The following is a 22,004-nucleotide window of genomic DNA, read 5'->3' on the forward strand; positions in this document are numbered from 1 at the left end:
TATGTCTGAACTCGCTCTCATTCAAAAAGCTATTGAAGAATCCCAGCAGAAAATGTCCCAGCTTTTCGATGCACAGAAAGCAGAAATCGAAAGCACGGGTAAGGTATCCAAACAGTTGCAGGCCGACCTGGTGAAGGTACAGGAAGAACTGACCAAATCCGGTACCCGCCTCTTCGATCTTGAACAGAAACTGGCATCCGGCGCTGAGAATCCGGGTGAGAAGAAATCCTTCTCTGAACGAGCTGCTGAAGAGCTCATTAAGTCATGGGACGGTAAACAGGGCACCTTCGATGCGAAGACGTTCAATAAGTCGCTCGGCAGTGACGCTGATTCTGCTGGCGCACTGATCCAGCCTATGCAGATCCCGGGAATTATCATGCCGGGCCTGCGCCGTCTGACCATCCGTGACCTGCTGGCTCAGGGCCGCATTTCCAGTAACGCTCTGGAATATGTGCGTGAAGAGGTGTTTACCAATAACGCCGATGTGGTGGCTGAGAAAGCGCTTAAGCCAGAATCGGATATCACATTCAGCAAGCAGACCGCGAACGTGAAGACTATCGCGCACTGGGTGCAGGCATCACGTCAGGTGATGGACGATGCGCCAATGCTGCAGTCATACGTCAACGGCCGTCTGATGTATGGCCTGGCGCTGAAGGAAGAAGGCCAACTGCTGAACGGCGACGGTACAGGGGATAACCTGGAAGGTCTGAACAAAGTGGCAACCGCCTACGACACCTCGCTGAATGCCACTGGTGACACCCGCGCTGACATTATCGCTCACGCTATTTACCAGGTGACCGAGTCTGAGTTTAGCGCTTCCGGTATCGTCCTGAACCCGCGCGACTGGCACAACATTGCGCTGCTGAAAGACAACGAAGGCCGCTATATCTTCGGTGGTCCTCAGGCGTTTACCAGCAACATCATGTGGGGCCTGCCAGTGGTTCCGACTAAGGCGCAGGCCGCCGGCACCTTTACGGTGGGCGGTTTTGATATGGCCTCACAGGTGTGGGATCGCATGGATGCCACCGTGGAAGTCAGCCGTGAAGACCGCGATAACTTCGTGAAAAACATGCTGACCATCCTGTGCGAAGAGCGCCTGGCGCTGGCGCACTATCGCCCGACGGCAATCATCAAGGGCAGTTTCTCTTCTGGCTCATGATGGAGGGGGCGGGGTGACCCGCCCTTTTAATGTATGGCGATAGATGTTCTGGATGTAATTGGCCTCCGCCTGTTTAAGCAGCAGATCGAATTTGAGGAAGACGACAGGGACGAGCTGATCACCCTGTACGCTCAGGCCGCTTTTGACTACTGCATACGCTGGTGCGATGAACCAGCATGGAAAGTTGCAGCTGATATTCCTGCAGCCGTTAAGGGCGCCGTTCTCCTTGTCTTTGCTGACATGTTTGAACACCGCACCGCGCAAAGCGAAGTACAGCTTTATGAGAACGCTGCAGCCGAACGCATGATGTTCATCCATCGCAACTGGCGCGGTAAATCTGAACCTGAGGAGGGCTCCTGATGGAACCTGGACGATTCAGGCACAGGGTAAAAATTCTCACCTTCACGACTTCGCGCGATCCATCTGGTCAGCCGGTTGAATCGTGGAGTGGTGGCAACCCGGTCCCGGCTGAGGTAAAGGGGATCAGCGGCAGAGAGCAGATGTCTGGCGGTGCGGAAACGGCGCAGGCAACCGTTCGCGTCTGGATGCGCTTCAGGGCTGAGCTGAATGCCTCTTCTCGTCTGGAAGTGCTCAGCGGCCCGTATAAAGGGCAGGTGCTAAATATCATCGGTCCTCCTGTAGCAAATGCGACCGGCACTCGCCTGGAAATTCTTTGCAAAACGGGAGCCGAAAAATGATTGGGACGAGCCTCGATTTTTCCGGGTTGAATGACATCGCAAAGGATCTGGAGGCGCTTAGCCGTGCCGAAAACAACAAGGTTCTGCGTGATGCTACGCGCGCCGGTGCCGAAGTACTTAAGGAAGAGGTGATCGCACGCGCACCAGTGCGCACCGGGAAACTGAAAAAAAACGTGGTGGTGGTGACCCAAAAAAGCCGCCGCCGCGGGGAAATTTCTTCCGGCGTCCATATTCGTGGCGTTAACCCGCGCACCGGCAACAGCGATAACACGATGAAGGCGAATAACCCGAGAAACGCCTTTTACTGGCGATTCGTTGAAATGGGAACCGTTAACATGCCACCGCACCCTTTCATTCGTCCCGCGTTCGATGTTCGCCAGGAGCAGGCGACGGAGGTTGCGATCAGGCGCATGAACCAGGCCATTGACGAGGCATTAAGCAAATGACGGAAGACGATCTCTATCCTCTGCTGGAACCGCTGGCCGGAGGGCAGGTTTATCCCTACGTTGCGCCGCTCGGCAGTGACGGGAAGCCTTCAGTATCTCCGCCCTGGGTAATTTTCTCGATTATTACCGACGTGGCCGCAGACGTTCTCTGCGGTCAGGCTGAATCTGCCGTTTCTGTGCAGGTTGATGTCTATTCCAGCACAATCACTGAAGCGCGCACAATCAGGAATATGGCGCTTGATGCCCTGCAGGTGCTGAAGCCGGAAAGCATTGTTAAAACGCCGGGCTATGAGCCTGATCTGCGCTATCACCGGGCAACGCTCGAATTTCAGGTAACCGTTTAACTTTTCCCACCATAACAGACCGCTCTGGCGGTCTTTTTTTTAACTGGAGAAACCATGACCAGTAAGTATGAAGTCACAAAGGGGATGACCTTTGCCGTCTCCGACGCACCCGTAACCGCCGAGGATTTTAACGCCTCAGGTTTCCCGGGCGCTGGTGTTACCTGGCTGGAAGCAGCCTGTGCAACAAAGGAGATCACCTTCACCGGCGGGCAGAAAGGGGATATCGACGTAACCACGCTGTGCTCAACTGAACAGGAGCAAACCAACGGCCTCGCCGCGCCTGCTGAAATGAGCATTACCCGTAACTGGGTTGGCGATGAAGCAGCACAGGAGGCACTGCAGACCGCTTACGAAAATGACGAACTGCGCGCGCTGCGCGTGGTATTCCCGTCTGGCAACGGTTTCTACGTGCTGGTGGAGGTACGCCAGAGCTCATGGTCTGCTGCAACCTCTTCCGTTGTTGGCGCCACCTATTCTCTGCGTGTACGCGGCAAACCTAAACGCATCTACGCGTCTGGTTCCTGAGCGGCTTCGGCCGCTTTTTTTATCCCTCCGATCATGTAACAAGAGAAAAATGAAATGGCGCAAAAAACATCACAGAATTCATTACGCAACGTGGCGCTTACAGCATCGAAAGCCTATCGCACCAAAGAAGGTATCACGGTCCCTGAATGGGATGGCGCAAAGGTAACGCTGCGTGAACCCTCTGGCGATGCCTGGGTGAAATTCCGGGAGATCGTTAATCCCCAGCTCGCCGAGGGCGAAGAGGCACCGACGCTGACGGAGGCGGAAAAGTTTCTGCGTAACAAAGAGGCTGATGTGGTTCTGTTTATTGACGTTCTGCTGGATGAAAACGGCGAGCGAGTATTCAGCGATGAGGATCAGGAGCAGGTATCTAAAATTTATGGTCCTGTGCACTCCCGCCTGCTGGCTCAGGCCCTCAACCTCGGCATGAGCCAGGAAGAAGCGGGAAAGCAGTAAAGCAGCCGCTGACCTTCTTCCTGATGTCGCTGGCGCTCCGGTTGGGGCGCACTCTCCACGAACTGCGGCAGACCATGACCGCCAGCGAGCTCAAAATGTGGATCGAGTTCGACCGCATCAGTCCGATTGGTGACTGGCGCGCCGATGCTCAGGCGGCGCAGATCTCCGTTGCAATGCTGAACTCTCAGGGCGGGAAATTCACCATTCCTGACGTGATGCTGAAATGGGGTGAGCAGGAAGAAGGCGCTGAAGCCTCTGAACTTGAAGAATGGATGTCCAGTCTTTGATGCCCGCGGCTGCGGGCTTTTTTATGGGTGAAATATGGCAACGCTGCGCGAGCTAATCATCAAAATTTCGGCGAACTCTTCTTCTTTCCAGTCTGAGATCGCCAGAGCGTCCCGCATGGGAACCGATTACTACCGCACTATGGAACAGGGCGGGAAAAAAGCTGCAGCGGCCACGCGTGAAACTCAGCGGTCTTTGGCTGATCTGAATTCTCAGCTTGCGACCGTGCGATCTTCTGCTGCCGGGCTTGCCGGTGCGTGGGCTGGTGCATTTGCCACGCATCAGCTGATTCAGTTTGCCGACACGTGGAACCAGTTGAATGGGCGTCTTCGCCTTGCGTCCTCTTCCAGTGAGGATTATGTGCAATCCCAGCGCGTGCTGATGGAGATTAGCCAGCGCACCGGAACATCCCTCGAGGCAAACAGCAACCTGTACAGCAGAATTGCGCAGTCCCTGCGTGATGCCGGTTACGCTTCTGCTGACGTCGCAAGAGTTACGGAAACCGTAGCAACCTCACTGAAGCTGTCTGGCGCCAGTACCGAAGAGGCGAGCTCTGTTATCACCCAGCTTAGCCAGGCGCTTGGCTCAGGCGTTTTGCGAGGCGAAGAATTTAACTCCATCATGGAGAACGGCGGACGCCTGGCGAAACTGCTGGCTGATGGGCTGGGTACCACTGTTGGTGGTCTGCGAAATATGGCCAACAACGGCGAGCTGACGACCAACAAGATCGTCCCGCTGCTGACCAACGTCGAGATCCTCCGTAAAGAATTCGACACCCTTCCAGCATCCATCAGCGGTTCTGCACAGAAAGTGCAAAACGCCTTCCTTGCATGGGTTGGCGGGGCGAACGATGCCGTCGGCGCATCATCCACTCTTTCTGGCGTGCTGGATGGTCTGGCGAATAACATTGATGATGTGGCAAATACAGCCGGTATTCTGGTTGGTGTTGGCCTCGCTCGTTATTTTGGCAACATGGTCGGCAGCGTTGCTCAGTCAACCCGGGCAGTGCTCGCTAATACGGCCGCCGAGGTCGCGCTGGCGCAGGCTCAGGTTCGTGGAGCTCAGGTTAGCGTTGCTGCTGGTCGCCAGGCTGTTTACCGCGCTCAACAGGCGCGTGCAGCGGCGACGAGTATTGAGGCTCAGATTGTCGCTGAGCGTAATCTTGCTGCTGCTCAGGCATCATTGAATGCGGCGCTGGCTGGCAGGACCTCTGCAGCTAACAATCTCACCAACACAGCCTCGGTGATGTCCCGCCTGGGTAGTGGCGTTCTGGGTATTCTCGGTGGCTGGCCTGGAGTGATCATCGGTGCCGGCGCTGCGATGTATGGCCTTTATCAGCATACCCAGCAGGTGCATCGTGAGGCAGTCGGCTTTGCCAACAATCTTGACGAGATCAACACCAAGCTCCAGCAGATGTCGGTGCTTGGCCTGCGTTCGACCGCGGCTGATGCCCGTACATCTTTACAGGCGCAAAAACAGGACCTGGCCGACCTCGACTCTCAGATCGCGAAGGTGAAAGACAGCCTTAAGGCGGTTGACCAAATCCAGCAGGACTACAACCGCCATCCGACGCTGACCCTGATCAACACCTTCATGGACCAGGCCGACATCACGGCCAAAAACATCGAGCTGACCGATAAGCTGAACCAGCTGGAGTACCAGCGCGAACAGGCAGCTTCAAAAGTCGAGCAAACTCAGAAGCTGGTTAACCAGGCCAGTGATCTGGCCACGCAAAAGGCTATCGAACAGGCTGGCGCTGTCTCAATCCTGAAAGGTGCGTATGACCTGCTTAACCGCTCAATGTCAGCGACCGCTGGCGCCAAGCCGCCGCAATATGCTGGGCCCGTCGTATCACTGGCGAATGCAACGCCTCAACAGCAAACTGCACTGGAGCGCTCGCGCCGCGATAACGAGCTGGCCAGCCTCAGCGGATTAGAAAAACTCCATCAGCAGCACATCTATGAAGCAGAAGACCTGCAGCTGACGGGGGCGCTTTACACCCAGTACATCTACAACAAGGATCAGGCAGCCAAAAAGGATGCAGCGGCTGCGGAGGCAAAGAAAACCTCTACCGCCGCCTCGAATGCGCAAAGTAAAGCCGAGCGCGAAGCGGCCAGCACCGCCGAACAGTATTCCCGGAAAATGGCCGATCTGAGCGTGGCTATCGACGTGCAACGCGTCAGGGCGACGGAAGGCGAAAAAGCATCCGAGCTTTACGCGGCATCGCATCAGGCAGGCACTAAATGGACCGATGAGCAGCGCAGGGCAATCCAGGCATCATCAGCAGAGCTGGCAAAATGGACGCAAAAAGCCGACGAGAACGTGCGCAAGCAGCGCGAACAAGCCGATGCTCTGAAGGATTTAACTGAAGCGGCCCGAAAGTTCAGGGATGAGGCGACGCTGACAACAGAAACCGCAGGCATGAGCGATCGCCAGCGCAGCCGGTTCGATGAGACGCAACAGATCGACCGTGTTTTTGCTAAAGCAGGTGGCGACAAAAGCACCCAGGCTGTGATAGCTCGAAGCGAAGCCCTCGATGCTCTGGATAAGAAATACAAGGCTATTGCAGCAGCTGAAGCGGATTGGATGTCCGGTGTATCACGCGGCTATGCCAACTGGTTTGATGAAATCAGTGATGTATCCGGAACGGTTTCTGACGGGGTGAAAACCACACTCGACAGCGCGTTTGGTAACGTCACCTCAATGCTCGAAGGCAATAAGGTTAGCTGGAAATCGTGGGGTATTTCTGTCCTGCAGATCATTGAAAAAGTGGCGCTGCAGATGGCGGTGGTCAGCGCGATGGGTGGTGCCTCTTCCGGTTCTGGCATTTTTGGCTCACTCATCGGCAGTGTGGGCAGTTTCTTCGGGGGCGGGGCGGGAGCATCAGCCAGCACCGGTACAGCGGTTTCCAGTTACGGCTCGAGCTTCCAGTTTAATGCCAAAGGCGGCGTTTATGACTCTCCATCCCTGAGCGCTTTCAGTAATGGGATCGTCAGAAACCCAACCATGTTCGCTTTCGCAAAAGGCGGGGCCGGAATCATGGGCGAGGCTGGCCCGGAGGCAATCATGCCACTGACCCGCGCGCCGGATGGTTCTCTCGGTGTTCGTGCGGTCGGAGGTGGCGGCGGTCAGTCCGTATCGTCGGCGCCACAGGTTTATATCACTATCGATGGCAACGGCAACACCTCAACGCAAACCTCACCAGGCCTTGAGCAATTTGGTGCCGAAGTCGGGAAATTTGTCGATCAGCGATATAAGCAGAATGTAATGCGTGATATCCGCCCCGGCGGTGACATCTGGAACGCAATGAAAGGAACCCGATAACTATGGCCATTGAAACTTTCACCTGGTGCCCACGAATTAACGCGGAGGCTGATACAAATTTCCGCGTCAGGAAAGCACAGTTTGGCGATGGATATGAGCAGGTTTCAGGGGATGGATTGAACACCAGAACTCAGCAGTGGACGCTTAACTTCACTGGCAACGAAACCTACATTTCTGCCATTAAGTCTTTCCTCGACAGGCATGAAGGAACGAAAGCCTTCCAGTGGAAGCCGCCGCTCGAACCTTTGGGTTTGTATCGTTGCGAAACGTTTAAACCCACAGGGCTGGGCGCGGGGAAATTCAACCTTGAAGCAACATTCATCCAGGCATTTAAACCATGAGCTTAAACGCAGACTATCAGAAGCTGGAATCCGGAAACGATGTTCGTCTGATTGAGGTGGACGGTTCTTCCTTTGGGCTAACGGACGTTCTCCGCTTTCACAATTACAGCATTCCCCACACAGAAGAGGAAATCATCGTCGCTGGTGGGGATGAGTCCAAGCTTCCGGCGAAACCAATCTGGTGGCAGGGAAATGAATATGCCGCCTGGCCATATCAACTGGAAGGTCTGGAGAAATCAACCAGTGGGAGCAATGCAACGCCATCCCTGACGGTTGCGAACATCGAAAGCTCCATTTCAGCCCTGTGTCTTGCGTATGACGATCTACTGCAGGCGAAAGTCACTATTCACGACACAAAAGAGAAATATCTCGATGCCAGAAATTTCGCAGACGGCAACCCCACAGCAGACCCGACTCAGGAAAAGCTGCAGGTCTGGTATATCGACGGGAAAACGGGCGAGCTTGCCGGTGAAACCGTTGAATTTGTTCTGTCCAGCCCGATGGACCTGCAGGGGCAAATGATCCCGACGCGACAGCTTCATTCCCTGTGTACCTGGTGCATCCGGAATAAATATCGTACCGGCGACGGCTGCGATTATGCGGGAACCAACTATTTCGACAAAAACAACAACCCGGTCAGCGATCCGTCGCTTGATGAATGCAACGGCACGCTGACGGCCTGCAAACTTCGGTTCGGTGAAAATAACGAGCTCTCGTTTGGTGGGTTCCCTGGCACGTCTTTGATCAGGAGCTGATATGCGGCAGAAAACCATTGATGCCATTATGGCGCATGCTGCAGTTGAATATCCTCGCGAGTGCTGCGGCGTGGTGGCGCAGAAAAGCCGTGTTGAACGTTATTTCCCGTGCCGCAACCTTGCCACGGAGCCGGAGGACAATTTTGTCCTCTGCCCGGAAGATTACGCAGCTGCTGAGGACTGGGGCACGGTGATCGCCATCGCTCACAGTCACCCTGATGCCACGACACAGCCGAGCGAACTGGATAAGGCGCAATGCGACGCAACGCTTTTACCCTGGCACATCGTGAGCTGGCCTGAGGAGGATTTACGCACCATCCAGCCGCGTGGGGAACTGCCGCTGCTGGAGCGTCCGTTTGTGCTTGGACACTTCGACTGCTGGGGGCTGGTAATGAGCTATTTCCGGCAAACGCATGGTATCGAGCTCCACGATTACCGTGTGGATTATCCCTGGTGGGAAAACGACTATCCGGACAACTTCTATCAGGATTGCTGGTATGACTGCGGATTCCGTGAATTCGACGGGCCACCGAAACCCGGCGATATGGTGATCATGCAGGTCCAGGCCGATAAGTGGAATCACGCGGGAATTCTGCTGGAGGGAAATATGCTGCTGCACCACCTGTACGGACACCTAAGCCAGCGCGTGCCGTATGGTGGCTACTGGCAGGAAAGGACGATGAAGGTTCTACGATATAAGGACCTGTGCTAACCTTTTGCAAAACGAAAAAAGGGGTTAGGGATATGAGGAAATTTCTTTCGATATTGGCGTGTAGCCTGATTGTGGTTAGTTGCACACCTTCTGAAAAGGATTTCATTGGCATGGGGGAGTCCTTAGTCAAGGATACCCTCAAAGATCCGGACAGCGCTAAGTTTGAATCATTTTTCCGTGATTTTGGTGAAAATACTGGATATGTTTGCGGTTATGTGAATGCTAAAAATTCATATGGCGCATACACGGGTAAAAAACCATATTATGTGCGGATTGAGATCAAAGATGGAAAGGTCAATAATCATGGACCAATCATCATTATTAATGACCAAGACCAAAAGAAAATTGATTCCTATGAGTCAATCTGTCAAAAGGACTGATGTGCGATGAAAAAGATTATCTTCCCAATTTTTTTCTTCCTGCTGATGGGGTGTTCTGTTTCCTCCTTGGAAGAACAAAAACCTATTCTAACAGAGCATTCAACAAAAACTGTTGATGAAGTTAACCGTTGCCTTGCTCCTAAATGGGTGGAGCTACGTTCTTCAAGCTCCAGCATACCCACTGAGTCAGGTTACAAAATCACAGCATCGGACGATATATTCGGTGCTCTTTCAGTAGTGAATATCGATATATCAGCGACAGGTGGAAGCGATATAAAGGTTTATGCCGTCGCGAAAGGATGGAATGACCACTGGGCTACGGCCGCCAGATCATGCCTTTGAAAAGTTAAAAATAAGCTAAGCCACCTTCGGGTGGCTTTTTTTATGGAGAAAGAAAATGTCAGAGGTAATGACCCGAATTGAACTTGGCGGTGTTTTGGGTAAAACCTACGGAAAGGTTCACCATCGATTAATACGCACAACCGCTGAGGCGATCAATTCTCTTACAAAAACTATAAACGGGCTGGAGAAATTCCTAATCACCAGCAAAGCAAGGGGCCTGACTTACGCCGTCTTTAAAGATAAAAAAAATATCGAAAAGGATGATTTTGGTTTTCCGGTAACCGGTGAAGTTATTCGAATTGTCCCGGTTGTAATCGGAAGTAAAAAAGCCGGGGTATTACAGACAATTCTTGGCGCCGTGCTCGTCGTTGTTGGGGTAGCCATTGGCTATTTCTCAGGTGGCACTCTATCAGCGGTGGGGTACGGGGCTGCGAAATTCGGTGCAGCCATGATGCTGGGAGGTGTTGTCCAAATGCTATCTCCTCAACCTGCAGGTCTGGCCAGCAAACAAAGCGCAGATAACCGCGCATCCTACGCATTCGGCGGTGTAACAAACACCGCGGCACAGGGGTACCCGGTGCCTCTGCTTTATGGCCGCCGGCGGATAGGCGGAGCGATTATTTCTGCCGGAATTTATGTCGAAGATCAGCAGTAGATAACTAACCTTTTTTCTGGCCACCTTCGGGTGGCTTTTTTTATGGGCGCAATATGGCTACAGATAAAGTGTTAAAGGGCCGCAAGGGCGGCAGCTCCAGTTCACGAACCCCAACCGAACAGCCTGATGATCTGCAATCTGTAGCGAAGGCAAAAATCCTCATTGCGCTTGGCGAAGGGGAGTTTGCAGGGCAGCTCACCGGCAAAGATATCTACCTGGACGGAACAGCCCTGGAGAATGCTGACGGCTCCCAAAACTTCAGCGGCGTAACGTGGGAGTTTCGCGCGGGAACGCAGGCGCAAAAATATATTCAGGGTATTCCCGGTACCGAAAACGAAATCAGCGTAGGAACTGAGGTATCAAGCGCTACAGCATGGACGCGCACCTTTACCAATACGCAGCTTTCAGCAGTTCGCCTGCGTCTGAAATGGCCCTCGCTTTTCAAACAGGAGGACGATGGCGATCTGGTTGGTTACTCGGTTAATTATGCGATTGACTTGCAGACGGACGGCGGGACATGGCAGACAGTCCTCAATACCAGTGTGACCGGGAAAACGACCTCAGGTTATGAGCGTAGCCATCGTATTGATTTACCTCAGGCGGGCAGCACCTGGACAATCAGACTACGCAAAATTACCGCTGACGCCAACAGCGCGAAAATCGGCGACACGATGACGCTACAGAGCTTCACTGAGGTGATTGATGCGAAATTGCGATATCCGAACACCGCGCTGCTGTACATCGAATTCGACTCCAGCCAGTTTAATGGCTCTATACCTCAGATCTCCTGTGAGCCTCGTGGCCGCGTTATTCGGGTTCCTGATACTTACGACCCAGAAACCCGCTCTTACAGCGGGACATGGACCGGGGCGTTTAAGTGGGCATGGACGGATAACCCTGCGTGGATATTTTACGATCTGGTTGTTTCTGACCGGTTCGGACTCGGTCACCGTTTGACTGCTGCTAACATCGATAAATGGACGCTTTATCAGGTCGCCCAGTATTGCGATCAGATGGTTCCGGACGGTAAGGGTGGCGATGGAACAGAACCACGCTATACCTGCAACGTGTACATCCAGGACCGAAACGACGCTTACACAGTCCTGCGTGATTTTGCGGCCATATTCCGTGGCATGACGTACTGGGGTGGCGATCAGATCGTTGCTCTGGCCGATATGCCCCGTGATGTGGATTACAGCTACACGCGCGCTAATGTTGTTGGCGGTCGCTTCACCTATTCAAGCAGCACCACGAAAACCCGCTACACTACAGCGCTGGTTTCATGGTCCGATCCCGGTAACGCCTATGCTGACGCGATGGAACCCGTATTCGAGCAGGCGCTGGTGGCGCGGTACGGCTTCAATCAGCTGGAAATGACAGCCATCGGCTGTACCAGGCAGTCAGAAGCGAACCGAAAGGGGCGCTGGGGTATTCTCACCAACAACAAGGATCGCGTTGTATCGTTTGATGTCGGGCTGGACGGAAACATACCCCAGCCTGGCTATATCATCGCTGTGGCAGACGAGCTGCTTTCCGGAAAGGTTATGGGCGGCCGCATCAGCGCCGTTAACGGTCGCATTATCAAACTTGACCGTGTAGCTGATGCAGCAGCAGGTGATCGCCTTATCCTCAACCTTCCCTCCGGAGCGTCACAGAGCAGGACCATTCAGGCGGTTAACGGGGAATCGGTCACAGTCACCACCGCGTACAGTGAGACACCTCAGGCCGAAGCTGTCTGGGTGGTTGAGTCAAACGAACTCTACGCGCAGCAGTATCGTGTTGTGAGCGTCGCTGATAACGATGATGGCACTTTCACCATTACCGGTGCATGGCACGATCCGGATAAATATGCCCGAATCGATACCGGAGCCATCATTGACCAGCGGCCGGTGAGCGTGATCCCGCCGGGCAACCAGTCGCCGCCTGCGAACATCGTGATCAGCTCGTTTTCTGTGGTGCAGCAAAATATCAGCGTCGAAACGATGCGCGTGAGCTGGGACCAGGCGCAGAACGCTATCGCCTATGAAGCGCAATGGCGCCGCAACGACGGGAACTGGGTTAACGTGCCGCGCAGCTCCACAACGTCATTCGACGTACCGGGAATATATGCCGGGCGCTACCTGGTGCGCGTGCGCGCAATCAATGCCGCAGAAATCTCGTCCGGATGGGGCTATTCAGAAGAGAAAACGCTGACGGGGAAAGTGGGCAATCCGCCGAAACCGGTCGGCTTCATCGCTTCTGATAATGTGGTTTTCGGTATCGAGCTGAGCTGGGGATTCCCGGCGAACACCGACGACACGCTGAAGACGGAAATTCAGTACAGCCTGACCGGTACCGAGGACGATGCGATGCTGCTGGCTGATGTGCCTTACCCGCAGCGCAAATATCAGCAGATGGGCCTTAAGGCTGGGCAGATTTTCTGGTACCGCGCGCAGCTGGTGGACCGCAGCGGCAACGAATCAGGTTACACAGAATGGGTGCGAGGACAGGCCAGCATCGATGTATCCGATATCACCGATGCCATTCTTGAGGACATGAAAGGTTCCGATACGTTCAAAGACCTGATCGAGAACGCGGTGGACAGCAGCGGAAAACTGGCAGAACTGGCTGATGCAATCAAAGAGAACGCAGACGGTCTTGCTGCTGCGGTTGGCTCGAACAAGCAGACCGCTGAAGCAATCATCGGGAACGCGCTGGCTATTGCCGATGTTGTCGTGCGCCAGACAGCCCAACAGGGCGCTAACTCTGCGACATTCGAACAGCTCCGGGAGGTGATCGCTACTGAAACGGAGGCGCGCGTAACGGATGTTACCCGTCTTGAGGCAAAAACTGCGCAGAACGAGGCGGGAGTTACCGAGGTAAGGCAGGCTCTGTCAGATGAAGCTCAGGCAAGGGCTACTGCTGTTGACCAGCTCACTGCGAGTACTCAGGTCATTTCTGATAAAACTGATTCGGCTTCGAGTAAAGCTGACGCTGCATCAGGTAAGGCAGATGCGGCAGAACAAGCCAGCTCACAAAACACTGCTGATATCACCACGTTGCGACAGGTTGTCACAGACACGACTTCATCAATGGCATCCCGCCTGGAGGAGCTGGGAGCAAGAACCGATACTGCCAGCGGCGGCATCCAGAATAACGCTATCGCGCTAATAACGAGTACGCTGGCGCAGGTTGATCAGCGGGTGAGACTCAGTGCGCAGTACGGTGACAGCAAGGCCGGCATCGATCGTATTGATAACGTCATGGCAAGCGACAGGGAGGCAACAGCACGTTCGCTGCTAAGTTTGCAGACTGACGTGAACGGCAACAAGGCATCCATCAACAGCCTGAATCAGACGTTCTCCGATTACCAGCAGGCCACCGCCACGCAGATAAACGGCATCACGGCGACCATCAACGGGCACACTTCAGCGATCACCACCAACGCGCAGGCCATTGCGAACGTCAACGGCGACCTGAAGGCGATGTACAGCATCAAGGTCGGGTTATCCAGCAATGGTCAGCTTTACGCGGCAGGGATGGGGATCGGCGTGGAGAATACGCCGTCCGGCATGCAGTCGCAGGTTATCTTCCTGGCTGACCGCTTCGCCGTTACTCACCAGGCCGGAGCGACCGTTACGCTTCCGTTCGTTATTCAGAACGGGCAGGTGTTCATCAGAGACGCGCTGATAGGTGATGGCACCATCAGCAACGCCAAGATCGGCAACTACATCCAGTCCAATAACTATGTTGCTGGCTCAGTCGGGTGGAGGCTGGATAAGGGCGGTACGTTTGAGAACTACGGTTCGACAGCTGGTGAGGGGGCGATGAAGCAGACTAATCAGACGATCAGTGTCAAGGATGCCAACAATGTGTTGAGGGTGCAGATCGGGAGAATTACGGGAACATGGTAACGGGAGGCCTCTTACGGGGCCTCTTTTTTTTCAGGAGAACTGGATGGCGGAATATGGTGTTCAGACATGGGACGCATCAGGCAAGGTAAACAACTATGGCGTTAAGCCTGTCAGCGTTTGTGGCTATCTCCAGCTGGCCCAGAACCAGAAAACAGGCTCTTACACCGTAGCGCTTCCACCGGGTTGCAGGCTGACCTATTTTCAGAGCATGAACGGCGATCAGTTTGGAACGAGTCGGAGGAAGATCACCATTTCGGGGGGAACCGCAACAGTGTCAGCTGTAGGCGATACCGACTACTCAGCAGGGACTGAGCCTGCGGCAGCGGCTTATCTCATTTTCCAGATCGAGAGGGCATAAATGGCGGAGTATGGCGTTTTACTGACGACGACCAGCGGGGAAGTATGGGTGACCGCGAACAGCTCGCCAATCGCTCTACAGGAACGAAAGACAGCGGCACTTCAGGGAACATCGGGGTTTAATACCAAAGTGACGCACACATTCCCCGCAGGTCAGCCTGTTGTCGCCTTCGTTCATTGCACGGTAGAGGTCGAAATCACTCAGACGATAAGCGGGAACACCATCACGATTGATTTTCTCAGACCGAATGCAACCGGCACAGCGTACGTTTATTTTTTCTCTATTTTCCCGCAGACAAAGCCAGACTACGGGCTGGCTGTGTGGGATGCATCAGGGACGCTGATTTTAACAAACGAAACGCGCACGCTGAGCGATGTTGTCACCCTCGGTACCGCCGGGGTGGATGCCAGCTCAGGATACAACATCAATACAACTCTGGCGGGGAAGTGGGCCTGCATGCCTGCCATGCTGGGACTAATTACCGGGGTTGTATCGGCTGGAGGTCAACCGCAGCCCTACTCGGCCATATACAAGAGCATGGCAAAACTTGAGGGAAGCAATACGCGGATATTCGCCAGGCCGCAGACAACCCCCGGCGGCAACCTTCAGAACGTCGCGTATTCGAATCTGAGGAACGTGATTATGGCCATTAACTGCGCCAATTATGATTGATCGTTTTTAGCGATCAATTTTGAATAATTGATCTATCAAATCAATTATATCCCATTGATTCATATTGTTATTGTGTAGTTTCATGAATGCCCTGGGATATAACCACTATGAAAAATATGATTCTTTGCCTGGCGGTAGCGGTATTGCTCTCCGGTTGCGCTGGCGTTATTGAGAAGCAGCAACCCGTATGCACCGGAACAGCCCTGGTCGGCGGACAGGAAAGCAGCGTCCAGATCTACGGAGTCCGTAAACAAAACAATCAGACGCAGTACCGCGCCGGTTATCCCTTTAACTGGTCATGGGTGAGCGCCAACACGTTCACCAGCACCACCTGCCACTAACCCATTCAGTTTTGAACAAACCCCGCTCCGGCGGGGTTTTTTATTGCCTGGAGAAAACATGATTTATACTACTGGCACTATCGCCATCAGCGGAAACACCCTTACAGGTACCGGCACAAACTTCACTGCTGCTGGATCTCTTATTCGTAACGGCTGTACCGTTATTGCAATGACCAGCCCTGTGCAGGTATTTCAGATTACCACCATTGGCAGCGCAACAAGTCTCACCGTAACGCCAGCGGCTAACCCAGCAGTTCCCACCGGAACCCGGTTTGCGATTCTTCTGAGTGACAGTCTGAGCGTGGATGGTCTGGCGCAGGATATCGCTGAAACCTTCACGATGTACCAGCGCTACATGAGCGGGTTCGCTGATGTAATGAACGGGACATCTGATGTCACCATTACTATCAACGGCACTGCCGTTACCGTGCCGGGTCAAAAATCTCTGGCGAAGAAAGGGGCTAACAGCGACATTACCAGCCTTTCTGGGCTGAAAACAGCTCTCAGCATTGAGCAGGGAGGGACCGGCGCAACGAATGCCGCAGACGCTCGCACAAACCTCGGTTTGGGAAATAGTGCCACGAGGAACGTCGGAACGGCAGCCGGAACCGTGGCAGCTGGCGATGATGCTCGCCTCGGTACGGTGAACGGGAAGACCGGGGGTACGCTGACATCATCATCACTTTTTACATCGGCATTTAATTCTGGAGCAGGTAACAAAGTTGGAATCCAGTCATTTGATACTGGCTCTGTAGGTGGTGTTATTGGCCGGTCGTCATTTCAATATTTTAACGATACTGGTTACATAGGTGCGCGCCGGGGTGGTGGATATGATATTCAGGATATTGCAATTGGCATCGACAGGGCTAATGGCACATACACCAACTGGGTTTTTTCCGCCGGGGGGAACGCCACAGCGAATAACGGTTCATGGGTCAATAATTCCGACCATCGCATTAAAACAAATACCAGGCCGATTGAGTCTCCGCTTGAAAAAATGAAGTTGCTACATGGATATACGTGGGAACGACTTGATAACGCACCTCCGGGACAGGGGTTTATCGCGCAGGAACTGATGGAAGTGATGCCGACGGCTGTTTTCATCGGCGGCACAACCATCCTTGATGACGGCACAGAGATTGAAAATACATTATCGGTGGATGTGGCAGGTGCGGCCGCAGCTCTTCACCATGAAGCTATTCTGGCGTTAATGGTTCAAATAGAAGATTTAAAGAAACAGGTCGAAGCGTTGCGGTCTGGAAGCTGAGGAAACCGCCGCCCATTCTTGCATACTATGGGCGACGGCTGGCTGCTCAGTGTTCATGCCCGAGCAAACGTCGGGAATATTACCCGAACAATATCTACAGGCCAACCTGGCGAACGGTCGGGAACTCAGAAACCAGCCACATATCGGACTCTTCAAACATTTCCTCCAGCATGCGGTTAAGTTTTTCCCGATCGCTTTTGCTAGCATCGCTATTCAGTCCGTTTGCCTGCATCGGCTTCACCTTCACTTCGGCATCAGGGAAAATCTGGTGCACCCGCTTCGTCAGCTCGGCCAGAATGATCTCTCTGGCCCCTTCGAGCCCCTCAACATTACGCTTGTCATAAACCAGTTCTACAAACATACGCGCTCCGCTATTACTGTGTGAATATACAGTATTTTTGCTTTGGCGGTTTTGTCTGTCAAGGCATGAGCCACTTGTTTTTAAATTTTGGGGAAAATACTGCGGGCGTGTTTGTTATCGATTTGTCCTGCAGGGCTGATGTGGTCTGGCGTTGACATAAAATTATGTGTGGGGCATGGATGGGGCAAAAGTGGTATGTGAAGTTCGTTAAAGTTCGTTAATCAAGCTTTATATCGATCTCGCTCATCCCTTGTTTAAAGCGCTCCTGGACGATCTTTATCGATTTTAAAAACTATGAGTTCATATTATAAAAATGTAGCAAAAACGGCGTTGTGCCTGAAAAGATGAACATTCTGCATAGCGCGTTTTACACAACCGGAATATATTGAATCGTTACTCGACAAACGATGCATAAGGTTTTCTATGACACAACAGCCACAAGCTAAATACCGCCACGACTACCGTGCGCCGGATTACCTGATAAGCGATATCGATCTGACCTTCGACCTGGATGCCACAAAAACCGTCGTGACGGCGGTAAGCCAGGTGACGCGCCAGAGCGCGACAGCCGTGCCGCTGCGTCTGGATGGTGAAGACCTGACGCTGGTATCCCTGCATATTAATGATGAAGCCTGGTCAGACTATAAAGAAGAAGGCAACCAACTGGTCATCGACAACCTGCCGGAACGCTTTACCCTGCGCATCGTGAATGAAATCAGCCCTGCCGCCAATACCGCGCTGGAAGGGCTTTACCAGTCAGGCGTAGCCCTGTGCACCCAATGTGAAGCCGAAGGGTTCCGCCACATTACCTGGTATCTGGATCGCCCGGACGTCCTGGCGCGCTTTACCACCAAAATTATTGCCGACAAAACGCTGTACCCGTACCTGCTTTCCAACGGCAACCGGATTGGTGAAGGGGAACTGGAGAATGGCCGTCACTGGGTACAGTGGCAGGATCCGTTCCCTAAACCATGCTATCTGTTTGCGCTGGTGGCGGGCGATTTCGATGTTCTGCGCGACACCTTTAAAACGCGCTCTGGCCGTGAAGTCGCGCTGGAGCTGTTCGTGGACCGTGGCAACCTTGACCGCGCCCCGTGGGCCATGACTTCCCTCATCAACTCCATGAAGTGGGATGAAACGCGCTTTGGCCTCGAATATGACCTCGACATCTATATGATCGTTGCTGTCGATTTCTTCAATATGGGCGCGATGGAGAATAAAGGTCTTAACATCTTTAACTCTAAATACGTGCTGGCGCGTACCGATACCGCAACGGATAAAGATTACCTCGATATCGAACGCGTTATCGGCCACGAATATTTCCATAACTGGACCGGGAACCGCGTCACCTGCCGCGACTGGTTCCAGCTGAGCCTGAAAGAGGGCTTAACCGTCTTCCGCGATCAGGAGTTCAGCTCCGATCTGGGATCGCGGGCGGTAAACCGCATCAACAACGTGCGCACTATGCGTGGTCTGCAATTTGCAGAAGATGCCAGCCCAATGGCCCATCCGATCCGCCCGGATAAAGTCATTGAGATGAATAACTTCTACACCCTGACGGTGTACGAAAAAGGCGCTGAAATTATCCGCATGATCCACACCCTGCTGGGCGAAGCGAATTTCCAGAAAGGGATGCAGCTTTACTTCGAGCGTCATGACGGCAGTGCGGCCACCTGCGACGATTTCGTCCAGGCGATGGAAGACGCCTCTAACGTGGATCTGTCTCATTTCCGCCGCTGGTACAGCCAGGCCGGTACGCCGATTGTGACGGTCAAAGACGACTACAACCCGGAAACTGAGCAGTACACGCTGACCATCAGCCAGCGCACACCGCCAACGGCGGAGCAGGAAGAGAAACATCCGCTGCACATTCCGTTCAGCGTTGAGCTGTACGACAACGAAGGCAACGTGATCCCGCTACAGAAGGGCGGTCACCCGGTACATAACGTGCTGAATGTGACCCAGGCAGAGCAGACCTTTATCTTCGATAACGTCTATTTCCAGCCTGTTCCTGCCCTGCTGTGCGAGTTCTCCGCGCCGGTGAAACTCGAATACAAGTGGAGCGATCAGCAGCTGACGTTCCTGATGCGTCACGCGCGCAACGATTTCTCGCGCTGGGATGCGGCACAAAGCCTGCTGGCGACCTACATCAAGCTGAACGTGAACCGTTACCAGCAGGGCCAGCCGCTGACGCTGCCGGTTCATGTGGCAGACGCCTTCCGTGCCATCCTGCTGGATGAGAATATTGACCCGGCGCTGGCGGCTGAAATTTTAACGCTGCCGTCTGCGACTGAAATCGCCGAGCTGTTTGACATCATCGACCCCATTGCGATCGTCGCCGTGCGTGAAGCGCTGACCCGCACGCTGGCGACCGAACTGGCAGATGAGTTCCTCGCAATTTACAACGCCAACAAGCTGGACGCATATCGGGTGGAACATGCGGATATCGGTAAACGTTCCCTGCGCAATACCTGCCTGCGCTATCTGGCATTTGGTGAGGCAGAGCTGGCGAACACGCTGGTCAGCAAGCAGTACCACGAAGCCGATAACATGACGGATGCGCTGGCCGCGCTGGCCGCAAGCGTTGCCGCCGAGCTGCCGTGCCGCGATGCGCTGATGCAGGAGTACGACGACAGGTGGCATCAGGATGGTCTGGTGATGGACAAGTGGTTCATTCTTCAGGCCACCAGTCCGGCAGTCGATGTACTCAGCAAGGTCCGCAGCCTGCTGAAGCACCGTTCGTTCACCATGAGCAACCCGAACCGCGTCCGCTCCCTGATTGGCGCGTTTGCCAGCAGCAACCCGGCCGCGTTCCATGCTGAAGACGGCAGCGGTTATCAGTTCATGGTTGAAATGCTAACCGAGCTGAACAGCCGTAACCCGCAGGTGGCGTCTCGTCTGATTGAGCCGCTGATCCGCCTGAAACGCTACGATGCGCAGCGTCAGGCGAAAATGCGCGCCGCGCTTGAGCAGCTGAAAGGGCTGGAAAATCTGTCTGGCGATCTGTACGAGAAGATTACAAAGGCGCTGGCCTGATGTAAAAAAGCCCGGTGGCGCTACGCTTACCGGGCCTACGATTTGCCCTTGCGCCGTGCTCCCTGTTGAAGAGGGCCGGGGTGAGGGCATCAGGCATTAGCCTTTATCCGCTGAATCTCCGCTTCTCCACGTTTCATCACTCTATCCAGCACTTCCGCCTCCAGCTCCGCCAGTCTGGCCGATCCCACCCGGCGAGGACGTGGAATATCCACCGTCAGATCCAGACCAATTTTACCCTCTTCTATTAACAGCACCCTGTCTGCCATTGCCACAGCTTCGCTTACGTCATGCGTCACCAGCAGCACCGTAAAGCCGTGCGTCTGCCAGAGGGTTTCAATCAGATCCTGCATCTCGATCCGCGTCAGGGCATCAAGCGCGCCGAGCGGTTCATCAAGCAGCAGCAGGCCGGGACGATGAATCAGCGCGCGTGCCAGGGCCACGCGCTGCTTTTGTCCACCCGACAGGGCCGCAGGCCACTCTCCCGCGCGATTCTCCAGCCCTACCGCGGCGAGTGCCTGCCGGGCGTCCTCCCGCCAGCCGCCCTTCAGGCCCAGCCCGACGTTATCCATCACCGTTTTCCACGGCAGCAGACGCGCGTCCTGAAACATCATGCGCGTATCATCCTGAATCGTGGACAGCGGCGTAGTGCCTGCCAGAATGTCACCACTGTTTGGCGCCTCCAGCCCGGCTAAAAGACGCAGCAGGGTACTCTTGCCGCCACCGCTGCGGCCAACAACGGCTACAAACTGTCCGGCAGGAATATGCAGATCCAGTGCATTCAGAATGGTGTTGTCGCCGTAGCGTTTGGTCACGCCGTTCAGCAGTAACGGTGTTCCCTGGTTCAGTCGTGCAGTATTCATGCTTTCGCCTCCTGAGCGGTGTAGGCCGGGTTCCAGCGCAGCCAGCTACGTTCCAGCCACTGGGCGCTGACGTCCGCAAGTTTGCCAAGCAGGGCATAAAGGATAATGGCAACCACCACCACGTCCGTTTGCAGGAACTCGCGGGCGTTCATCGCCAGATAACCAATGCCGGAGTTGGCCGAAATGGTTTCCGCCACGATCAGGGTTAGCCACATCAGGCCGAGCGCAAAACGCACCCCAACCATAATGGAGGGCAGGGCGCCCGGCAGGATCACATGGGTAAACAGGGCAAAACCTGACAGGCCATAGCTGCGGGCCATCTCAACCAGACCGCGATCGATATTGCGGATCCCATGCCAGGTATTGATATAAATCGGGAATAATGTTCCCAGCGCCACGAGGAAAATTTTGGCGCTCTCATCAATGCCGAACCACAGGATAACCAGCGGAATAAGCGCCAGATGCGGCACGTTACGCAGCATTTGAACGGAGGTATCCAGCAGCCGCTCACCCCAGCGGGACAGGCCGCTGATCAGCCCCAGCGTCAGGCCGATGCTCCCGCCAATCGAAAAGCCGATTACCGCGCGCCAGGAGCTGATGGCAAGATGTTGCCACAGCTCACCGCTGGCGCTTAGCGACCAGAACGCTTCCACAACGCCCTCCGGAGAGGGCAAAATACGGCTCGACAGCCAGCCAGTTGAAGACGCCAGTTGCCAGACGAGGACAATGCCGACGGGCAGAAACCACGGCGCGGCGCGCAGCAGCCATTTTTGTGCGGTTGAAGACATGGTGGC

Annotated in this window: 24 protein-coding genes; 21 read left to right on the forward strand and 3 right to left on the reverse strand. The window is 54.3% G+C overall.

Features of this window, described 5'->3' with window-relative positions:
• The first annotated feature begins 1 nt into the window (after window position 1).
• The 20 genes from ACQG2Q_RS08455 (at window position 2) to ACQG2Q_RS08550 (ending at window position 16,953) form a co-directional block, all read left to right on the forward strand.
• A complete protein-coding gene (locus ACQG2Q_RS08455) occupies window positions 2-1,159 on the forward strand; it encodes a phage major capsid protein (RefSeq protein WP_045626368.1) in 1,158 nt (385 codons plus the stop codon).
• A gap of 33 nt (window positions 1,160-1,192) precedes the next feature.
• A complete protein-coding gene (locus tag ACQG2Q_RS08460) occupies window positions 1,193-1,519 on the forward strand; it encodes a head-tail connector protein (protein ID WP_016063563.1) in 327 nt (108 codons plus the stop codon).
• Window positions 1,519-1,857 (forward strand): phage head closure protein, encoded by a 339-nt coding sequence (locus ACQG2Q_RS08465; RefSeq protein ID WP_045626370.1) that lies wholly within the window; start codon window positions 1,519-1,521, stop codon window positions 1,855-1,857. Before ACQG2Q_RS08460 ends, ACQG2Q_RS08465 begins: the two co-directional genes overlap by 1 nt.
• Complete coding sequence (locus tag ACQG2Q_RS08470) at window positions 1,854-2,303, forward strand: HK97-gp10 family putative phage morphogenesis protein (RefSeq protein ID WP_000580500.1); 450 nt, start codon at window positions 1,854-1,856, stop codon at window positions 2,301-2,303. Before ACQG2Q_RS08465 ends, ACQG2Q_RS08470 begins: the two co-directional genes overlap by 4 nt.
• Window positions 2,300-2,647: a tail completion protein gp17 gene (gene gp17 / locus ACQG2Q_RS08475; protein WP_064503116.1), complete on the forward strand. Its 348-nt coding sequence runs from the start codon at window positions 2,300-2,302 to the stop codon at window positions 2,645-2,647. The genes ACQG2Q_RS08470 and gp17 overlap by 4 nt, the downstream gene beginning before the upstream one ends.
• 54 nt (window positions 2,648-2,701) lie before the next feature.
• Complete coding sequence (locus tag ACQG2Q_RS08480) at window positions 2,702-3,172, forward strand: phage tail tube protein (protein WP_000202242.1); 471 nt, start codon at window positions 2,702-2,704, stop codon at window positions 3,170-3,172.
• Between the two features lie 54 nt (window positions 3,173-3,226).
• Window positions 3,227-3,628, forward strand: a complete 402-nt coding sequence (locus ACQG2Q_RS08485) for a phage tail assembly chaperone (RefSeq protein WP_063849185.1) — start codon at window positions 3,227-3,229, stop codon at window positions 3,626-3,628.
• Window positions 3,629-3,651: 23 nt separating this feature from the next.
• The gene (locus ACQG2Q_RS08490) at window positions 3,652-3,915 is read left to right on the forward strand and encodes a phage tail assembly protein T (protein ID WP_426759110.1); all 264 of its coding nucleotides are present in this window, start codon (window positions 3,652-3,654) and stop codon (window positions 3,913-3,915) included.
• Between the two features lie 34 nt (window positions 3,916-3,949).
• The gene (locus tag ACQG2Q_RS08495; RefSeq protein ID WP_426759111.1) at window positions 3,950-7,237 is read left to right on the forward strand and encodes a phage tail tape measure protein; all 3,288 of its coding nucleotides are present in this window, start codon (window positions 3,950-3,952) and stop codon (window positions 7,235-7,237) included.
• 2 nt (window positions 7,238-7,239) lie between these two features.
• A complete protein-coding gene (locus ACQG2Q_RS08500) occupies window positions 7,240-7,578 on the forward strand; it encodes a phage tail protein (protein WP_047389179.1) in 339 nt (112 codons plus the stop codon).
• Window positions 7,575-8,333: a phage minor tail protein L gene (locus ACQG2Q_RS08505; protein ID WP_426759112.1), complete on the forward strand. Its 759-nt coding sequence runs from the start codon at window positions 7,575-7,577 to the stop codon at window positions 8,331-8,333. The genes ACQG2Q_RS08500 and ACQG2Q_RS08505 overlap by 4 nt, the downstream gene beginning before the upstream one ends.
• A gap of 1 nt (window position 8,334) precedes the next feature.
• A complete protein-coding gene (locus ACQG2Q_RS08510) occupies window positions 8,335-9,045 on the forward strand; it encodes a C40 family peptidase (protein WP_426759113.1) in 711 nt (236 codons plus the stop codon).
• A gap of 32 nt (window positions 9,046-9,077) precedes the next feature.
• The gene (locus ACQG2Q_RS08515) at window positions 9,078-9,425 is read left to right on the forward strand and encodes a hypothetical protein (protein WP_426759114.1); all 348 of its coding nucleotides are present in this window, start codon (window positions 9,078-9,080) and stop codon (window positions 9,423-9,425) included.
• 6 nt (window positions 9,426-9,431) lie between these two features.
• Entirely contained in the window at window positions 9,432-9,767 is a 336-nt protein-coding gene (locus ACQG2Q_RS08520; protein WP_426759115.1) for a hypothetical protein, read from the forward strand.
• Window positions 9,768-9,822: 55 nt separating this feature from the next.
• The gene (locus tag ACQG2Q_RS08525) at window positions 9,823-10,422 is read left to right on the forward strand and encodes a tail assembly protein (protein ID WP_426759116.1); all 600 of its coding nucleotides are present in this window, start codon (window positions 9,823-9,825) and stop codon (window positions 10,420-10,422) included.
• Between the two features lie 53 nt (window positions 10,423-10,475).
• Window positions 10,476-14,315 (forward strand): phage tail protein, encoded by a 3,840-nt coding sequence (locus ACQG2Q_RS08530; RefSeq protein ID WP_426759117.1) that lies wholly within the window; start codon window positions 10,476-10,478, stop codon window positions 14,313-14,315.
• Between the two features lie 43 nt (window positions 14,316-14,358).
• The gene (locus ACQG2Q_RS08535; protein ID WP_017694302.1) at window positions 14,359-14,673 is read left to right on the forward strand and encodes a hypothetical protein; all 315 of its coding nucleotides are present in this window, start codon (window positions 14,359-14,361) and stop codon (window positions 14,671-14,673) included.
• Window positions 14,674-15,345 (forward strand): hypothetical protein, encoded by a 672-nt coding sequence (locus ACQG2Q_RS08540; protein ID WP_063841189.1) that lies wholly within the window; start codon window positions 14,674-14,676, stop codon window positions 15,343-15,345.
• A 107-nt stretch (window positions 15,346-15,452) separates the two neighbouring features.
• Window positions 15,453-15,686: a phage exclusion lipoprotein Cor gene (cor, locus tag ACQG2Q_RS08545; protein WP_017382566.1), complete on the forward strand. Its 234-nt coding sequence runs from the start codon at window positions 15,453-15,455 to the stop codon at window positions 15,684-15,686.
• 58 nt (window positions 15,687-15,744) lie between these two features.
• Window positions 15,745-16,953: a tail fiber domain-containing protein gene (locus ACQG2Q_RS08550; protein WP_426759118.1), complete on the forward strand. Its 1,209-nt coding sequence runs from the start codon at window positions 15,745-15,747 to the stop codon at window positions 16,951-16,953.
• Between the two features lie 94 nt (window positions 16,954-17,047).
• On the opposite strand, the gene ACQG2Q_RS08555 is transcribed toward ACQG2Q_RS08550, so the two are convergent.
• Window positions 17,048-17,314: a DinI family protein gene (locus ACQG2Q_RS08555; protein ID WP_023292714.1), complete on the reverse strand. Its 267-nt coding sequence runs from the start codon at window positions 17,312-17,314 to the stop codon at window positions 17,048-17,050.
• Window positions 17,315-17,737: 423 nt separating this feature from the next.
• On the opposite strand from ACQG2Q_RS08555, the gene pepN reads away from it, so the two are divergent.
• On the forward strand, window positions 17,738-20,350 hold the full coding sequence (gene pepN / locus ACQG2Q_RS08560) for an aminopeptidase N (RefSeq protein WP_023305813.1): 2,613 nt from the start codon (window positions 17,738-17,740) through the stop codon (window positions 20,348-20,350).
• 89 nt (window positions 20,351-20,439) lie between these two features.
• Here the strand turns inward: pepN and ssuB are convergent, their stop codons facing one another.
• Both ssuB and ssuC read right to left on the reverse strand, forming a co-directional pair.
• The gene (ssuB, locus tag ACQG2Q_RS08565) at window positions 20,440-21,210 is read right to left on the reverse strand and encodes an aliphatic sulfonates ABC transporter ATP-binding protein (RefSeq protein ID WP_271079834.1); all 771 of its coding nucleotides are present in this window, start codon (window positions 21,208-21,210) and stop codon (window positions 20,440-20,442) included.
• A complete protein-coding gene (gene ssuC, locus ACQG2Q_RS08570) occupies window positions 21,207-21,998 on the reverse strand; it encodes an aliphatic sulfonate ABC transporter permease SsuC (RefSeq protein WP_023299738.1) in 792 nt (263 codons plus the stop codon). The genes ssuB and ssuC overlap by 4 nt, the downstream gene beginning before the upstream one ends.
• Between the last annotated feature and the right edge of the window lie 6 nt (window positions 21,999-22,004).

Source organism: Enterobacter cloacae complex sp. 370H10 (assembly GCF_050031535.1).
Lineage (GTDB): Bacteria > Pseudomonadota > Gammaproteobacteria > Enterobacterales > Enterobacteriaceae > Enterobacter > Enterobacter intestinihominis.

Excerpts from the sequence above, each read along its gene's own strand:
- ACQG2Q_RS08525 (WP_426759116.1), top strand. The coding sequence starts at position 9,823 with ATGTCAGAGGTAATGACCCGAATTGAACTTGGCGGTGTTTTGGGTAAA.
- ACQG2Q_RS08540 (WP_063841189.1), top strand. The coding sequence starts at position 14,674 with ATGGCGGAGTATGGCGTTTTACTGACGACGACCAGCGGGGAAGTATGG.
- ACQG2Q_RS08550 (WP_426759118.1), top strand. The coding sequence starts at position 15,745 with ATGATTTATACTACTGGCACTATCGCCATCAGCGGAAACACCCTTACA.
- ACQG2Q_RS08555 (WP_023292714.1), bottom strand. The coding sequence starts at position 17,314 with ATGTTTGTAGAACTGGTTTATGACAAGCGTAATGTTGAGGGGCTCGAA.
- ACQG2Q_RS08510 (WP_426759113.1), top strand. The coding sequence starts at position 8,335 with ATGCGGCAGAAAACCATTGATGCCATTATGGCGCATGCTGCAGTTGAA.
- ACQG2Q_RS08495 (WP_426759111.1), top strand. The coding sequence starts at position 3,950 with ATGGCAACGCTGCGCGAGCTAATCATCAAAATTTCGGCGAACTCTTCT.
- gp17 (WP_064503116.1), top strand. The coding sequence starts at position 2,300 with ATGACGGAAGACGATCTCTATCCTCTGCTGGAACCGCTGGCCGGAGGG.
- ACQG2Q_RS08470 (WP_000580500.1), top strand. The coding sequence starts at position 1,854 with ATGATTGGGACGAGCCTCGATTTTTCCGGGTTGAATGACATCGCAAAG.
- ACQG2Q_RS08490 (WP_426759110.1), top strand. The coding sequence starts at position 3,652 with ATGTCGCTGGCGCTCCGGTTGGGGCGCACTCTCCACGAACTGCGGCAG.
- ACQG2Q_RS08455 (WP_045626368.1), top strand. The coding sequence starts at position 2 with ATGTCTGAACTCGCTCTCATTCAAAAAGCTATTGAAGAATCCCAGCAG.
- cor (WP_017382566.1), top strand. The coding sequence starts at position 15,453 with ATGAAAAATATGATTCTTTGCCTGGCGGTAGCGGTATTGCTCTCCGGT.
- ACQG2Q_RS08485 (WP_063849185.1), top strand. The coding sequence starts at position 3,227 with ATGGCGCAAAAAACATCACAGAATTCATTACGCAACGTGGCGCTTACA.
- ACQG2Q_RS08460 (WP_016063563.1), top strand. The coding sequence starts at position 1,193 with ATGGCGATAGATGTTCTGGATGTAATTGGCCTCCGCCTGTTTAAGCAG.
- ACQG2Q_RS08465 (WP_045626370.1), top strand. The coding sequence starts at position 1,519 with ATGGAACCTGGACGATTCAGGCACAGGGTAAAAATTCTCACCTTCACG.
- pepN (WP_023305813.1), top strand. The coding sequence starts at position 17,738 with ATGACACAACAGCCACAAGCTAAATACCGCCACGACTACCGTGCGCCG.
- ACQG2Q_RS08530 (WP_426759117.1), top strand. The coding sequence starts at position 10,476 with ATGGCTACAGATAAAGTGTTAAAGGGCCGCAAGGGCGGCAGCTCCAGT.
- ACQG2Q_RS08520 (WP_426759115.1), top strand. The coding sequence starts at position 9,432 with ATGAAAAAGATTATCTTCCCAATTTTTTTCTTCCTGCTGATGGGGTGT.
- ssuB (WP_271079834.1), bottom strand. The coding sequence starts at position 21,210 with ATGAATACTGCACGACTGAACCAGGGAACACCGTTACTGCTGAACGGC.
- ssuC (WP_023299738.1), bottom strand. The coding sequence starts at position 21,998 with ATGTCTTCAACCGCACAAAAATGGCTGCTGCGCGCCGCGCCGTGGTTT.
- ACQG2Q_RS08480 (WP_000202242.1), top strand. The coding sequence starts at position 2,702 with ATGACCAGTAAGTATGAAGTCACAAAGGGGATGACCTTTGCCGTCTCC.
- ACQG2Q_RS08505 (WP_426759112.1), top strand. The coding sequence starts at position 7,575 with ATGAGCTTAAACGCAGACTATCAGAAGCTGGAATCCGGAAACGATGTT.
- ACQG2Q_RS08500 (WP_047389179.1), top strand. The coding sequence starts at position 7,240 with ATGGCCATTGAAACTTTCACCTGGTGCCCACGAATTAACGCGGAGGCT.
- ACQG2Q_RS08535 (WP_017694302.1), top strand. The coding sequence starts at position 14,359 with ATGGCGGAATATGGTGTTCAGACATGGGACGCATCAGGCAAGGTAAAC.
- ACQG2Q_RS08515 (WP_426759114.1), top strand. The coding sequence starts at position 9,078 with ATGAGGAAATTTCTTTCGATATTGGCGTGTAGCCTGATTGTGGTTAGT.